Annotated in this window: 10 protein-coding genes; 5 read left to right on the forward strand and 5 right to left on the reverse strand. The window is 56.2% G+C overall.

Annotation, left to right across the window (positions count from 1 at the left end):
* Positions 1 to 2 precede the first annotated feature (2 nt).
* Positions 3 to 875 (reverse strand): 1,4-dihydroxy-2-naphthoate octaprenyltransferase, encoded by an 873-nt coding sequence (menA, locus tag JIN85_RS08820; protein WP_200269745.1) that lies wholly within the window; start codon positions 873 to 875, stop codon positions 3 to 5.
* Positions 876 to 1,037: 162 nt separating this feature from the next.
* Between menA and JIN85_RS08825 the strand changes: the two genes are divergently transcribed.
* From JIN85_RS08825 to JIN85_RS08845, 5 genes are all read left to right on the forward strand, one after another.
* Positions 1,038 to 3,155 carry a LamG-like jellyroll fold domain-containing protein gene (locus JIN85_RS08825; protein ID WP_200269747.1) on the forward strand — a complete coding sequence of 706 codons (2,118 nt, stop codon included), beginning with the start codon at positions 1,038 to 1,040 and terminating at the stop codon, positions 3,153 to 3,155.
* A gap of 163 nt (positions 3,156 to 3,318) precedes the next feature.
* A complete protein-coding gene (locus JIN85_RS08830; protein ID WP_200269749.1) occupies positions 3,319 to 7,314 on the forward strand; it encodes an alpha-L-rhamnosidase-related protein in 3,996 nt (1,331 codons plus the stop codon).
* Between the two features lie 135 nt (positions 7,315 to 7,449).
* Positions 7,450 to 8,271: a hypothetical protein gene (locus JIN85_RS08835; protein WP_200269751.1), complete on the forward strand. Its 822-nt coding sequence runs from the start codon at positions 7,450 to 7,452 to the stop codon at positions 8,269 to 8,271.
* A 459-nt stretch (positions 8,272 to 8,730) separates the two neighbouring features.
* Positions 8,731 to 11,232, forward strand: a complete 2,502-nt coding sequence (locus tag JIN85_RS08840) for a histidine kinase (RefSeq protein WP_200269753.1) — start codon at positions 8,731 to 8,733, stop codon at positions 11,230 to 11,232.
* The gene (locus JIN85_RS08845) at positions 11,229 to 11,882 is read left to right on the forward strand and encodes a response regulator (protein ID WP_200269755.1); all 654 of its coding nucleotides are present in this window, start codon (positions 11,229 to 11,231) and stop codon (positions 11,880 to 11,882) included. Before JIN85_RS08840 ends, JIN85_RS08845 begins: the two co-directional genes overlap by 4 nt.
* A 47-nt stretch (positions 11,883 to 11,929) precedes the next feature.
* Here the strand turns inward: JIN85_RS08845 and menB are convergent, their stop codons facing one another.
* The 4 genes from menB to JIN85_RS08865 all read right to left on the reverse strand — a co-directional run bounded on the left by menB (position 11,930) and on the right by JIN85_RS08865 (position 15,094).
* Complete coding sequence (gene menB / locus JIN85_RS08850) at positions 11,930 to 12,745, reverse strand: 1,4-dihydroxy-2-naphthoyl-CoA synthase (RefSeq protein WP_200269757.1); 816 nt, start codon at positions 12,743 to 12,745, stop codon at positions 11,930 to 11,932.
* A gap of 224 nt (positions 12,746 to 12,969) precedes the next feature.
* Complete coding sequence (locus JIN85_RS08855) at positions 12,970 to 13,752, reverse strand: alpha/beta fold hydrolase (protein WP_200269759.1); 783 nt, start codon at positions 13,750 to 13,752, stop codon at positions 12,970 to 12,972.
* Positions 13,749 to 14,501 carry a GYF domain-containing protein gene (locus tag JIN85_RS08860; RefSeq protein WP_200269761.1) on the reverse strand — a complete coding sequence of 251 codons (753 nt, stop codon included), beginning with the start codon at positions 14,499 to 14,501 and terminating at the stop codon, positions 13,749 to 13,751. Before JIN85_RS08860 ends, JIN85_RS08855 begins: the two co-directional genes overlap by 4 nt.
* Positions 14,502 to 14,557: 56 nt before the next feature.
* Entirely contained in the window at positions 14,558 to 15,094 is a 537-nt protein-coding gene (locus tag JIN85_RS08865; protein ID WP_200269764.1) for a tetratricopeptide repeat protein, read from the reverse strand.
* Positions 15,095 to 15,181: the final 87 nt, after the last annotated feature.

Here is a 15,181-nt window from a genome sequence, read left to right on the forward strand (position 1 = left end):
ACTCACCGCCACACCGCCAGGAAGTGGAACAGCCCGGCAAATGCGATCAATTGGAGGCCCCCGAGGGCGAGGTATCGGTTATAAGCCGGTCCAGGCGGGGTTGTCATCACTCCGAGCACGATTCTCAATCCCAGAAGCAGTGCCGGAGCGCCTGCGATCGCCAGGGGAAGCAATCCAAAAGAATACCAAACAAGCCCTAAAAACATGGCCAGGTGGGTTTCCGCCCAAATGATCGCAATGCCATATTTCCGGCCCAACCGCACCGCCATCGTGCGTTTGCCGGTTTGCATGTCTTCATCCCGGTCCCGCAAATTGTTGATGGAAATCATCACTGCGGAAAGCAGGCCAATTTGCGCGCCCAGCAGCAGTGCTTCCGGCAGCCAAAGCCCGGTTTGGATGAAGACCGTGCCGCAAACCGCGACGAATCCGAAGAACAGCACTACGAAAATTTCTCCCATCCCGCGATACGCCAGCGGAAACGGTCCACCTGTGTACCCGTAGGAAAGAAACAGCGACGGGATGCCGATCGCAATGATCGGCCAGCCGCGCGCGTGATACAGGACCGCGCCACAAGCCACGGCGATCGCCAGAAATCCCAACGCCCAGCGGATCACCGCAGCCGGAGTCATCATACCGGATGCGGTCATCCGCTTCGGCCCGAGCCGTTTTTCCGTGTCAGCTCCTTTATGGGAATCGATCGCGTCATTGAAAAAATTCGTCGCAATCTGGATCGCAATGGAGCCGAGCACTGTGCAAAGCGCCAGAATCAGGTCGAATTTCCCGGTGACTTTCCAGGCAAGCACACACCCCGCCCAGACCGGCACAATCGCCGCAGGCAGGGTCTTGGGTCGGGCCGCCAAAAAGCAGGCCTTCATGGATGAGTTAGGCACGGCGGTAGTGAAGACCGGTTTTGCCAGAGAATCGACACCAATTCATCACCTCTTCTAGCCATCCCCTTTTAAGGGGAGAAAGCCAAAGATGTTTGCACCGCTTCCTTCGATGCAACTGGAATGGGGATCCATCTAAACCTCATTTCCATGAAAAACAAAACCCGTATCTTTATCGCACTTCTTGCGGCATGTGGAAGTGCCGGAGCCGAAGTCACAGTCATCGACGACTTTTCGGGAGAACTTTCCGGCTATACCGCGACCGTGATCCTGGACGCCAATGGCGGCGCGAGCAATGTGAGCACCTGGCAAACGTATGAAGAGCAACTCGAAGTGCAAACAACAAGCTTCGATGGCATTGAACAATGGGCCTACATCCGCGACGGTCTCACTCTCCCAGTAGGAAAGGAAGTCCGGGCTCAGATCGATCATTACGGAAACTTGGATATGGGGTTGTATGTCGGAGGAAATGCACCCGTCGCCGGAGTCCGCGAAAATTACATTACCGTATATGCCCGAAACACCGGCCAAGTTTCTTCCCGAGGCTTTGACGGAACCTCAGAATTCGGCGTTGCCGCTACTGGCGCTAATATCGGCTACGACACTCTGTTCATTGCCCGAACCGATACGAACACGTATGAAGCCGGCTATTACTCAGGCACCAATCGGATTGTGATCGCGACCCGCACTCCGGCCACCCCGAACTCAGCGAACGCGGTCGGGATTTATGCCGACGTCCGGGATGGAACGGAGTATCTGGGGTCCGTTGACAACCTCACCATTGCCGACATTTCTCCTGGCTACGATTCTGATGGCGACGGTCTGATCGATACGTTTGAGACGACCTATTTTGGCGATCTCAACGAAGCCGCAGATGGTGACCCTGATGGAGACGGCTTCAGTAACCTTGAAGAAATGAACGCCGGTTCCGATCCGACGATTGCCTCTTCGGTCCCAGCGGATCTCGATGGCAATGGCACCCTAGACGCAAACGAGCACTTCCAACCTTACACGGTCGATGCCAACACGCTCCACCTGTGGCATTTTGATGAAACCTTACCGCCAACAACTGACTTAGGGAGCGACCCGGTCCCGCTGCAATCGCTCGAAGGTGATGCCTACCTCTGGGCACCCTCGCACGCCGGATTCGGCACGGGATTGAATCCAAACCGGTCCGACACCAACGGCACAGGCGGTTATTTGTCAGCGCTGCCCCTCGCAGACGGGGATGCTGACAATACCAATATCACCCTAGCCGGAGAAAACGGAGCTTTCACGTTTGAGGCCATCGTCAAACTTGGATTCGATCCCACCACCGCTCCTTACAGCGTGAATCCCATGCAAATTCTCTCAGGGGACGGTGAGGAAACGGCGCTCGAACGTGGATTCCAGTTCCGCATTCTTCCCGTTTTCAATAGCGAACATGGCGGCGGTCCCGTGGCCGAACTCGAATTTCTCGGTCTAAACTACAATGGAACCGGAACGGATGTTTCACGGGTAAAAGCCCCACTTCCCACTGGAGACGATCCAGATGCGGCAGTGGAAGGGCGCTGGTATCACGTTGCCGTCTCATACAACGGAAATCCCGCCACACCGGACAATCTCACGCTCTACTGGACCTTGCTTGATCCAGAAAGAACATCGGCCCGCGTTCTTGCCACCGGGCAGCTGGAGCAATCGCTCAACCCGGATCTCACTCCAGACTTTGTCATTGGCAATGAAGGAAAAAGCAATGGCGGTGCATCCGACGCGTTCCTGGGCGTCATCGACGAAGTTCGCATCAGCAACATCGCCCGCGATGCGGATGATTTCCTCTTTTCGCAAGTAAGTGAACCGAACGATGCTTATGATGACTTCGTATCCGGCCTCCCTACCGACCAGCGCGGAGAAAACGACGACCCGGATGGTGACGGCTATTCGAATTTGATCGAATTCGCATTCAACACGGATCCAGAAAACAGTGCCGAAAAACCCGCACCTCTCTCAACAGGTGTAGTGATGACCGGTGCCGCGCTTAACGAAACCTACAGCCTTTCTCTTGATCCAGCCAAGAGCTACCGCCTCGTCGAAGTCGAAGTTCCCACGGATTTGCAAGGCATGTCATTGAAGCTCGAGGTTTCGCAAGACCTCACCTTTAGCGATGGTCTCATGGCAACGGAAGTCGGCACGCCAACTGGCGATGGAACGAGTCAAACCCGCCGATTTGTGCTCACTCCAGCGACCGACGATGCATCCAGGCTCTTCTGGAGACTTTCGGTGAGCCGCTGAGCTTCTGAGGAATCTTTCCGGCAGCCAGGCGTTCCGTCGGGCTGCCGGAATCTCCATGCCCTGCTTTCTCTAACGACTCCCCCTTTCGTAGCAGATCTCTGAATATCATCGCGGCGCCTCGGATCGACCGTCATGAGTTCCACCTTCATCCGATTTTTCATTCATGTACGCTTCGCGAAACATCCAACTCACTGCATTCCTTGTTTCGAATTTAGCCGCCGGAGGGGCAACACCAGCCACCCGCCCCTACCCGAACTCGAGTTTTTATCACCAGTGGCATTTGGATGAAAGCACAACCCCGTTCGTAGATACAGGCACTGGACCCAGTTTCCCTCTCGTCGCGATCGGATCGATCACACCCGGAGCCGAAAGTGCTTCAAATTTCGGCACATCGGTCACTTTGTCCGGCGCAGGCGACGGGCTTTTCGGCGGTGTGGAAGAGAATGCAGTGGCCGACATTCTCGGTCCAAATCACACCACCGCCGGATGGACGATCGAGGCCCTGGTGAATTTCAGCTCGGTGACCGGCGGGCAAAGGGAAATCGTGAGCATGGACAACGAAGGCTCCAACCGCCCCTTCCAATTCGTTCTCTCCGACAATGGTTCCAATCTCCGCTTTCATTCGATCAGCGGAGACGGCACGCCGCACAATGCACCAATACCAACTAGCGGCATCCACGCCTTTGTCGCCAACACCTGGTATCACGTAGCCGTCACCTATACCGGTGATGAAACCCAGGCGAACAACCTCCGCATCTACTGGACGCGGGTCGATGCAGGAGTAACCGAAGCCAATCTTATTGGATCGTTTTCCATGACCGCCGATGTCTCCAGCGGCACCGGCGATTTCGCCATCGGAAATGAGCTCCGCGATACCGGTGGTTCATCCGAAGGCCTCAGGGGGCAGATTGATGAAGTCACCATTTCCGAGGGGCCGAAAGCTGCCGACGATTTCATCTTCGTCAACATGACCGACGACGATGGGGATAGCCTTCCAGACGAGTGGGAGCAACAGATCATCGATTCCGATGACGACGATGCGATCCGAACCCTTGCGGACGTCCTCCCTGACGATGATTTCGATGGCGACACACTGACCAATTTGCAGGAATATCAAATCGGCACCAATCCCACGGTTGCCGAAGACCCGGCTGACCTAGACGGTGACAGTCTGCCAGACGAATGGGAAACCACTCATTTCGGCTCCATTTTTGCTCAAAATGCTGCCGGAGATCCGGATGGAGATTTGTTCACCAATCTCGAAGAATACCAGAACGGGACCGATCCCAAGGTGGATGATGATCCAAAGGACCGGGACGCCGATAGTTTGCCAGATGCATGGGAGGAACAATATTTCGGCAGTCTAGAGCAAGACGGCAGTGGCGACCCAGATGGGGATGGCTTCAGCAATGCAGCGGAATTTTCCGCCGAAACCCTCCCCAATGACGCGGGCTCAGTTCCCGGCGATGCGGATGGCGACGGGCTCTCCGATGATTGGGTCCTGCGGCATTTCGCCAACACAACGGCCCTCCCTGGCGACGATCCGGATAACGATGGTTTTGATAACACCAGTGAACAGGCAGCTGGCACCGACCCGAACGATCCAGAGGACAAACCCGGAAGCCCGGCCGATCCGTTTCGCCCCAATGGTTTGATGGTCGATTTGCTGGCGATGCCGCACCTGACCACCATCCCAGATCAATTCCCCGAGTTCACATGGATATTCAACCCCCGTCAGCGCGGAGAATCCCAAATCGCCTATCAGATTCTCGTTTCATCGACTCCCCTTCTCGCAGGCACTAACCATGGTGATGTCTGGGATAGTGGCAAAATCGATGGAAGTGACTCCGTCAACATCGACTACCTCGGAACGGCATTGAGCAGAGGTACAACCTACTCCTGGCGGGTCAGGACTTGGGGGACAGATGACGCGCCCAGTGCATGGTCTGCCATCCAAAGTTTCACCATTGAATCCACGGCGCCACAATCCAACGCGCGGACCATCTATCAGTCCTCATCCAACGAGCGAAATGGCTACAACTGGGCCGGGCGTTACAAGCCTTCCTTCGGCAGCGTCGTCGCTCCGATCCGGGTCATCGATAAGGGCGAAGGTCGCTACTTCATCGATTTCGGCCGTGACGGCTTCGGCTATCTCACCCTACGTCTCAACGGTGCGTTTTCGGGGAAAACCCTGACCACCCGGTTCAGCGAGCAGGCATCGGGCAGCACCGTGGTCGGAGGAGGAGGCACCACCACGAATCCAGATAATGCTCGCACCACCACCAGTCTGGCCAATGGAGAAACCCTCTACGAAATCCACAGTCCGAATGTGAGTGGCAGCGGCATCGACGTGAGTTCAATTGCGGGCGGCAGGGTTGTCCCTTTCCGCTACGTGGAAATTTCCGACTGCCCGGCAGAAATCACCGCTGAAAACATCCGCCAGCACGTGCTTCACGTTCCCTTCGATGAAAGCGCCGCGCGCTTCGCTTCGTCCGACGCCACCCTCGACGCTGTTTGGGAAATGTGCCGCTACAGCATGGAAGCCACTAGCTTTGCCGGCGTCTATGTCGATGGCGACCGCGAGCGGCTGCCCTACGAGGCGGACGCCTACATCAACCAGCTCGGCCACTACTCCGTGGACCGTGAATTCACCACCGCACGTTATTCCCTCGAATGGCTGCTCGATCACTCAACCTGGCCGACGGAATGGAAGCTCCACTTTCCACTCATGGCCTGGGCCGACTACATGTACACGGGGAATCTGGATGCGCTCGAAGCCAACTATGATTCGCTCGTCGCCCACGTAGCGCAATACCAGAGCGATGTCCGGAATGACGGCATACTCTCCCACTCCACGGACAACATCGTCGATTGGCCAACAGGCGAACGAGACGGCTATGTCCTCACCTCCGAAAACACGGTGGTCAACGCGTTCTACTACAAATCCTGTAGAATCCTCGCCGACATCGCGGGGCTGCTTGGAAAAACCACCGACCAGGCGACCTTCACCTCCCGTGCCGATCGTCTTGAATCGTCCTTCAACCAAGCTTTCTGGAACGGTTCGCTCTTCAAGGACGGAGAATCGACCACCCACACCTCCGCCCACTCAAACTTCTTCCCACTAGCCCTCGGGATCGAGCCGCCAGATAAACAATCGGTTCTCGATTTCCTAAAGACGAAGCGCATGGCTTGCAGCGTTTACGGCAGCCAGTACCTGCTCGAGGCGTTGTTCGAAGGAGAAGAGGCCGACTACGCGATCGGTCTGATGAAGGACAACTCGACCACCTATGACCGGCATTGGTGGAATATGATCAAAAAAGGTGCCACCATCACCATGGAGGCCTGGGATAACTCTTACAAACCCAATCAGGACTGGAGCCACGCCTGGGGTTCTGTTCCAGCAAATATCATACCACGTTACGTTCTTGGACTCACGCCTTCCTCTCCTGGTTTCGCCACTGCCCGCATCAAACCACAGCTCGGAACCGGCGACGGCATCCTGGGTCTCACTCACGCCTCCGGCGTGATCCCAACCATTCGCGGCCCCGTTGAAATTTCGGTGGAGAACTCCCCTTCATCCTTCCGGCTGACGGTCGCTCTGCCCGGAACCATGCTAGCGACGGTCATGGTTCCTTCCAAGGGTCTAACAAACCCATTCCTCATGGTTGATGGAGTCTCCACCCAAGCACCTGTCGAAAACGGCTATCTGATCCTTGAAAACCTCACCCCGGGGAAACATGAGATCTGGTTGAGCGACACCGCCACGGCAGATGCCGAGACATTGAAGGAAAATTGGAAAGCGGCGATGTTCGGGACTGGTGAAGAGACATCCTCACTCTCCGACGACCATGCAGATCCCGATGGAGATGGCCTATCCAACCTGGAAGAATTTGCCGCCAACACGGACCCTCTCAACGCGGACGACAATTTCAAAATCAAGTCCCACTACATCCACAACTCGGCGGATCGTTTTGAACTCGTCATTCCTGTTAGAAAAGGTCGGATCTACATTTTGGAGCGAACCACCGACCTTTCCCAAATCCCGTGGGAATCCATCAGTTCTTCAGTCGTTCAAAATACCTCCGGAGAGTTGCTAATGGCCGATGACTCTCCACCCGCCTCGCGGGCTTTCTACCGGGTCCGGGTGGAACCGCCATGACTTCCACCGTGAAACAAACGGTGCATCCCCATTAAGGGGGAGAAAGCGTCAACACCTTGACCCTCAGCTCACAACCGCAAGAGAATGAAAGTTCATGGTCTGGATTCCATTCCGACCTCCTTTAAACACCAAATCATGAAGAAAGAACACGCATTCCTCGCCGCAGCCATCGGCCTGCTCGCCCTCTCCCAGACGGCCGGCGCCGCAGTACTTTTCACCGACAACTTTGATCGGAGCGACACCGATAACATCGATGCCGCCGGCTCGCAGAACTCGTCACAGGGCGGAACTCTCGCGAACAGCATCGAGATCCGTTCCTCGAAACAGACTCTCGATATCATCAGCGGCCAACTTGCACTGCCTTCCCATTCCCGTGCTCGCTTTCACGATGAAGCCAATCCCGCAGAGCGCTACGATTTCGCACCCGCCCTGGCGATGGTTGGCAGTTCCGGAATCATCACGGTTTCCTGGCTTTGGGACGCAACGCTGGCCGATTCCAGTGACTGGACAGGTTTTTCCTTTGGAACCGACAACAATACCAGCGGAGAGCCAGATGTCCGCGTCAATGACACAACCACCGATTTAGGCGTCCTCGTGAAACTCAATGGGGATGTGCAGTATTTCGATAACGGCGTCGCCACAACCCTGACCGGGGTACACAGCGCTTCCGGGCTGATTCCCATTACCTTGTCGGTTGAATACGCAAGTCTCGAGAACGGCGGCAATCTTACCCTCCTATCGATTCTCGTCGATGGCGTCGAAACACTAGATTCCGAAGTGTCCACGTTTTCCTGGAATTTCGATGACGGCTCGGAAATCCATTTCGAACTTGAAGGACGATACGGGAACCCGAACCTGATCGATAACCTTTCCATCAGCGCTGACGCCGTTCCCGAACCTTCCGTGATCTGCCTGTGTGGTCTAGGAATCCTCAGTCTCCTGCGTCGGCAGCGCTAATGCACCAAATTCGGACTCTCCCCAGCAGCGCCTGAATCAAATCGGTTTACCTCAATTTCCAAATCAAAAAAGCTCCATGGAGGCTGCATTCACATCCACATGGAGCTCTTCGGATCAAATAAACTACTACAAAAACCGTAGATCCAGAGGGAACACTGCTTGCAATTCACAAGTGCTACCATTTGTTAGATTGGCTCTGCGAAAATTGCATCAATAGCTTCTGCAAAGCCGTCGGCACCGGGGTTATCGTCACGATAGTCTCCATCCTTGAGCTTCTGTATTTTCGACTCGACTTCACCTTCGTTCAGCAACTCTATTGCAACCATTAAAAAGCCACTTCACGCTCACTCGAAGCGATTGAAGATCGGCAGCCGTATGGAAGCTATTTTCGGCGGATACGAAACGAGTTGCACTTAGCCGATGTCACCGCGGATCGCCACCATTCTCCTTCTCACTCTCGTGAGATGCACCGCGGCTGTCGCGCTCACTCCCTACCAAGTGGACCCGCACACGCTCCACCTCTGGCACCTGGACGAAAAATCTCCGCCTTTCATCGATTCCTCCCCCGATGGCTTCCCCTTACGAAGTCTACACAACGGAGCAGAATCCGGCCAGCTATCCAATCCCGGCCTTGGACATGCGATTTCCTTCAACCACCACACCGGAGGCACCCCCTTCTGGTCCAATCTTAAGGGCGCGATCCTCACCATCGCTCCGGAACTTTCCGGCGATAAATCCGACAACGCGCCAGATAACTTTCGCTTTCAGGGAGACGACGGTGCCTTCACTTACGAAGCATTGATCAAATTTGATCTGCTCCCGGAACAATCTCAGACGATTGCTCTGGCCATCTTGACGATGGATGGAGAAAACGACGATCGCATCTTCAGCTTCCGGATCGAGCGGGAAGGTTTCCTTTCATTTTCCCCACTTCCCGACAGCGGGGCCGCCGGCGGCGCACTGGCATCCATTCCCACCACCGGTCCTCACGCGATCAATACCCGCGACTGGTTCCATGTAGCCGTAAGTTACAACGGACTTCCCGGGACTCCCGGAGCGTTGCGGCTGTTCTGGACCCGCATCGGCAGCGGCGTCGAGGAGGCCAATGCGATCGGCTCCGGCATGCTCACCGCAAACCTTGCTCGAACCACCGGAGACTTCGCCATTGGTAACGAAGCGAGAAGTTCCGGCGACGGAAACGCCGAAGCAGAGCCTTTTCCCGGCTTGATCGATGAAGTCCGCATGAGCTCTGTCGCGCGTCATCCGACCGACTTCATTTTCATTCCTCCGGAAAAGCGTGTTTCTCCGGAACTTGCGGCGGAACGAGCAAACGATGAATCCAGCAGCGAGCGATTCGAGCTGCAGATCAACCGAATCGATGTGGATGGGGAGACCATTCACCACATCCCCCAGAATGGCTCACCGCTGCAGTTGAAGCCCGGTCTCCATCGGCTCGACTTCGACATCGGAGCCATCTCAGGACTCCGCCGCGCCGTGCAATTGCGCTCTCAACTCGAAGGATTTAACGAAGAATGGAAAGAAAGCAGCCTCGGCATGAGTCTTAGCTTTGAGTTTCTCGATGCACAGCTGAAGCCACTTTCCCAGGCGCAATTCAACATGAATGGCCATAGCCCGGGTTGGGATACGGGTTTCGCCTTCTCCCGCTTCATCCACCGCAGAGCGCCGCTACTCGCACCACCCAATAGCCAGTTTCTACGCGTCACGCTCAGCTCAGGAGCTCCCGACACCAGCGGTAGCCTGGGAATCGACAATCTCCACATCGTGCGCCCGAACCGCCCTGAGCTCTCTCTCTGGGAGAACGGGGATTTCGAGGGCGGAGTGAATATACTTTCACCCATGCGGGCCCCGTCGGGCTGGCAGCGAGGCGGTGACGAGCCGGCAATTGCTCTCGTTTCTACCGGTGAAGGTTCGACGATTCTTTGTCTGATCGACGGAGACCAGACGAAGTCTGGAAAATGGTCGGCCATTCAGAAGATCGACTTCGATCCCGGCCATGCGGAAGACAGATCGCTCATGGTTTCATGGAGCGAAGCTTACAACATCATTCCCGGAAACCAGCAACGTGCCACATTCCTCAACGTCCCCGCTGGAACTTATCACTTCCGCGCGATTGGAGTGACCGACCAGGGCCCGCCAACTTCCGCAAGTGTCTCCCTGGAACTGGAGGTGAAGCCTTATTTCTGGGAAACGACTTGGTTCACCCCCGCGATCACCGCCTCCATCATTTCACTGATCGCCATCGCGATTCTGCGCCACCGCCACCGCCGCCACCATCGCCGCATGCACGAGCTTTCCTTGCAAACTGCCTTGGAACGAGATCGCACCCGGATTGCCCGCGACATGCACGACGATTTGGGGACCAGGGTGAGCGTCCTTAACCTGACCGCCTCGCTTGCCCGCCGCTCAATCGGCTGTGCCCCGGAGAAGGCGAGTGCGCATCTCGACAAGATCTCCACCGCCAGCCGTGAGCTTGTCGCCGCCATGGACGAGTTGGTTTGGGCTGTCGATCCCTCAAACGACCATCTCGACAGCCTTGCCCTGCAACTGACCCGACATGCCGAGGAAGTTTTTCAGGACAGTGAAATCCGCTGCCGTCTCGACATCCCGCCATCACTGCCGCATCATCCGATCAACTCCGACCTCCGGCACCATGTCTCGATGGCCGTGCGCGAAGCCTTCCACAACATTCTAAAACACGCTGGCCCCTGCGAAGTCTTTCTCAAGTTCACCTTCGAGGCAGGCCAGCTCGAGATCGAAATCCGTGACAACGGCCGCGGATTCGACGAGACGGCAGCCAACCATGGCAACGGTCTCATCAACATCCGAAACCGGATCCGCGAACTCGGAGGAACCGCCAAAATTCAATCCCAAGGCCATAAAGGCACCCTCCTTGTGCTCCAATGTCCTGTTCCGAAAACCCCGCATCTCCGCACGCCATGAACGAAACCCTGGAAGCCCCTCCCTATTCCATCGCTATCGTCGAAGATGACGCCACCTTGCGGGAAAGCCTCATCGAAATCATCAATTGCTCCTCTCGCTGGCAAGTCTCCGCTGCTTTCTCCGACGGAGCTTCGGCCCTGGACGCCCTTGTCCAATCCCCGGTTTCCGTTGTTCTCATGGACATTCAGCTCCCCGGCATGTCGGGAATCGAATGCGTCGGCAAGTTGACAGCGCTCCAGCCCGCGACCCAGGTCATCATGGTCACCGTTTATGACAACAATGACCGAATCTTCAACGCCCTCGCCGCCGGTGCCGAGGGTTACTTATTGAAGCGGGACATTCCCACCAAACTTCTCGATGCACTCGATGACCTGATCGCCGGTGGCTCGCCCATGTCCGGAGCCATCGCCAGAAAAGTCGTCCATCACTTCCAGAATGAGGTCCCGGACAAAACGCAAAAGCCGAAGCTCACCCCACGCGAAACCGAAATCTTAGATCTCCTGGTGAAAGGTTTTCTCTATAAAGAAATCGCCTGGGAACTCTCGATTACCCTCGAAACTGTACGCACCCATCTCCACAATATTTACAAAAAACTGCATGTCCGCACCCGGACCGAAGCCGTGGTAAAGCACCTCGGCCACGGCCAGTGAAGCCGAACATGCGATTGCGATTTCCGAAGAATGGAAGCTAGGGAGACTCAGGGCACACGCGGGAATTTCGAGAAATCCGGCGGCCGTTTTTCGAGAAACGCCTGTTTCCCTTCACGACCTTCCTCGCTCATGTAGTAGAGCAAGGTCGCATTGCCAGCGAGGTCGAGCAGTCCCATCTGGCCATCGCAATCCGCATTGAGCGCGGACTTGAGGCATCGCAGGGCAAGCGGTGAATGAACGAGCATCTCGCGGCACCATTTGAGCGTTTCAGTCTCCAACTCGGCGAGAGGAACCACGGTGTTGACCAAGCCCATGTCGAGCGCCTGCTGCGCGTCGTATTGGCGGCAAAGATACCAGATTTCCCGGGCTTTTTTCTGACCGACGATGCGGGCGAGATAGCTGGACCCCAGACCGCCATCGAAGGAGCCGACTTTCGGCCCGGTTTGGCCAAATCGAGCATTGTCCGCAGCAATCGTGAGGTCGCATACGACATGAAGAACATGGCCGCCACCAATGGCGTAGCCCGCCACCATCGCGACCACCGGTTTTGGCAGCGAACGGATTTTCTTTTGCAAATCCAGCACGTTGAGCCGTGGAACTCCGTCTTCACCGACGTAGCCCGCATGCCCGCGGACTTTTTGGTCCCCGCCTGAGCAGAACGCCATGTCGCCCTCGCCCGTCAAAATGATCGCGCCGACCTTCGGGTCTTCGTGCGCCAGATCAAACGCGCGCAGCAATTCGCCCACGGTTTTCGGCCGGAACGCATTCCGCACCTCCGGCCGGTTGATGGTGATCTTCGCAATCGCGCCCTCATCCGTCGTCTCATAACGGATGTCCTCAAATTCACATACGGTAGTCCACATGACGAGACATTCTGGACGATCCCGCCCCTCGCCGCAACCTCGGGTATTGCCTTCTGAAATGGTCAGATCGATCTCGCCCTCTCATGGCAGATGGAGTATCAAACTCATCACGCTTATCAGCGTCGCCACCGTGATGGTGAAGATCGCAAATCAGGGAACGATTGATGATTGGGTATTCAGCATGGTCCATATGCCCGATCAAAAACCGGCTTTGAGAACGAAGCTCACGCTCCGAGATTGACGAAATCCGCGACCTGAGAAGCAAACCACTCTTCAGCCGCCCAGGGAACCCGGTGACCCGCTTCGGGCGCAATCGCCAAACGGACTTTGGGAATCAGCGATACCGCTCGTTCTGCCAGGGCACAGAATTTTTCATCGCGTTCGCCGACGACCCACAATACTGGCACGTCGATCTCTCGCAAGCGCTCCCACAACGGCTGCTGCGCACCCAGGGACCAGTCGACAAAACTACGGGCAATTTCCTGGCGGCGGGAAACCAAGCCAGCACCGGCTTGCGGGTCGCGCGCGGAAGCCCCCGCCAGCACTGGCTGCTTTTCCCACGCTTCCAGAAATTGTCGCCAATCGCTGGTAAACGCGCGCCCCGCCCATTGGGTGTCGTTGGTGCGGCGAGCGGATCGTTCATCCTCAGATTCCAAGCCCGGATGAGCGGAGACAATCACCGCCGCTTGCCAAGGATGATTTTTTTCCAGCAAGGCATGCAATGCCAAGCGTCCTCCCATCGAATACCCGAGCAACGCCCGGCCTGTTCCGCGAAATACCTCGCCGCCCGCCTCAACATTGAGCGTTTTGCCGAAATCCGGCATGCCGATTGGCCCGGATTCAAGAAAACGCCAGAGATCCACCGCCCGCGTGCTGATCGCCCGCCCTGCCAGCCGCTTCGCCGTCGCGCGCCAATCGGCAGCCATCCCCACTCCACCGTGCAGAAGCCAACATTCCATCGGCCCGCCATCTCGTTTTTCGTCTGCGATTTTGGATAATTGGATCATCGGCGGGTAGAACTGTGTTGAAGAATTTCGCGCAGGCTATGCTTGAGCTCAGGGCTACCTTGCTCGAGGGCCAAACCCAGCCCAACGAATGCAACTATGATGAGGATCAGAAACAGCCAGTAGACGATCGCGAGGAAGATCCCCGCTCCGTCCATTTTCTTGTGGTAGGCATAACCAGCCGGGCAGGCCCAGCAACGGTAAGCGACCCACAAATTCAAAATCGGGACCAGCATGCCGAAATACCACCAGCGGCTCATTCCCAAATTCACCAAGCGCTGCAGCCCAGCCCAGATGGAGAGAATCGTCATGGCCAGCTGCACTGCCACCAAGACCGGGCCTCCCAGAATCGGATTCGGCGCTTGCTGGCTCGACGGGACGGGATGGGACAAAAAGGCCAGGATAAATGCAGCGACAAAAAACAGGCAGGGCAGTCCAAAAATGACGGCTAGATACGCGCGCCGCCGGTAACCGGGCCAGCCGCCTTGACTGGCCAATGTATCCGCCGCCGTTTCGACCGGTGGAATGTAGGGATCGAAGGCGACCGGCTCAACCGGGACGGGCTTGCGCTCAAACAGGCCTTCGATCTCACCAATTGGACGCCAATCCGGCATTCCTTCGCGCCAGATCAAATCCGTCCGCGGTCGCAGCAGCCCCTGATTGGCTTTCTCCTGGATCTCAGAAAATCGCAACGGGCCGCTTTGTTGCCCGTCGCGAGAAAAATACCAAGCATCCTGCGCCGTTTCAGCCATGGCCTCACCTAGCGGATCAGCCGACGACTGTCAAATGTGGCCGATCTGGCAACAGGTCACTTCGCGGGCAGGATCACCACTGCGAACTCATCGTATCGGGCTTTTGCTCCGGCTTGGCTTAGGATGTATTCCAGTGCCGTTTTAGCCGGGACGTTCTTCAGCTTGAGAGTGACTTGGCCCTCTCCCAACTTTTTATCGGGATCCTGAACGACAAATCCTGGTGGCGCATCTTTCTTTGCCTCTTTTGCCTGCTCACCGATCAAAGCGGTCAAATAATTGAGCGCATCAGCGAGTGGAACGTCCTCTAATTCGACTTTTGGCAAAATAATGTCGGAATATTGCGCAGCTCTGCCCTTTTCCGCGATATCCTTCGATTTCAGCCGCAGCTCGCCCAGCCGGTAGCGTGCGTTGGCATGTTGTGGGTTGAGCTTGAGTGCTTCGGTGTATGCCGTGCGGGCAGCGCTTGGATCACCCGCTTTCTCAGCCGCAATACCTTTACGATAAGACAGTTCCGCCTTATCAATTGCAGATGGAGGATTTTCAGCATGGAGCATTAGGGTCCCTGCGAACAATGCAATAAGGATCGATTTCATAAATTTGGGTTTTTAGAGTTTGCCTATTGATTCACATCCATTGCGGAAAATCAAACAGATTCAAAATGGCTGGAAATCTGCAAAAAC

The sequence above is a fragment of the Luteolibacter pohnpeiensis genome (assembly GCF_016595435.1).
Taxonomy (GTDB): Bacteria; Verrucomicrobiota; Verrucomicrobiia; order Verrucomicrobiales; family Akkermansiaceae; genus Luteolibacter; species Luteolibacter pohnpeiensis.

What these genes read in the sequence shown, in the direction of transcription:
- menA (WP_200269745.1), bottom strand. Translation starts at nt 875, where the DNA reads ATGAAGGCCTGCTTTTTGGCGGCCCGACCCAAGACCCTGCCTGCGGCG.
- JIN85_RS08825 (WP_200269747.1), top strand. Translation starts at nt 1,038, where the DNA reads ATGAAAAACAAAACCCGTATCTTTATCGCACTTCTTGCGGCATGTGGA.
- JIN85_RS08830 (WP_200269749.1), top strand. Translation starts at nt 3,319, where the DNA reads ATGTACGCTTCGCGAAACATCCAACTCACTGCATTCCTTGTTTCGAAT.
- JIN85_RS08835 (WP_200269751.1), top strand. Translation starts at nt 7,450, where the DNA reads ATGAAGAAAGAACACGCATTCCTCGCCGCAGCCATCGGCCTGCTCGCC.
- JIN85_RS08845 (WP_200269755.1), top strand. Translation starts at nt 11,229, where the DNA reads ATGAACGAAACCCTGGAAGCCCCTCCCTATTCCATCGCTATCGTCGAA.
- menB (WP_200269757.1), bottom strand. Translation starts at nt 12,745, where the DNA reads ATGTGGACTACCGTATGTGAATTTGAGGACATCCGTTATGAGACGACG.
- JIN85_RS08855 (WP_200269759.1), bottom strand. Translation starts at nt 13,752, where the DNA reads ATGATCCAATTATCCAAAATCGCAGACGAAAAACGAGATGGCGGGCCG.
- JIN85_RS08860 (WP_200269761.1), bottom strand. Translation starts at nt 14,501, where the DNA reads ATGGCTGAAACGGCGCAGGATGCTTGGTATTTTTCTCGCGACGGGCAA.
- JIN85_RS08865 (WP_200269764.1), bottom strand. Translation starts at nt 15,094, where the DNA reads ATGAAATCGATCCTTATTGCATTGTTCGCAGGGACCCTAATGCTCCAT.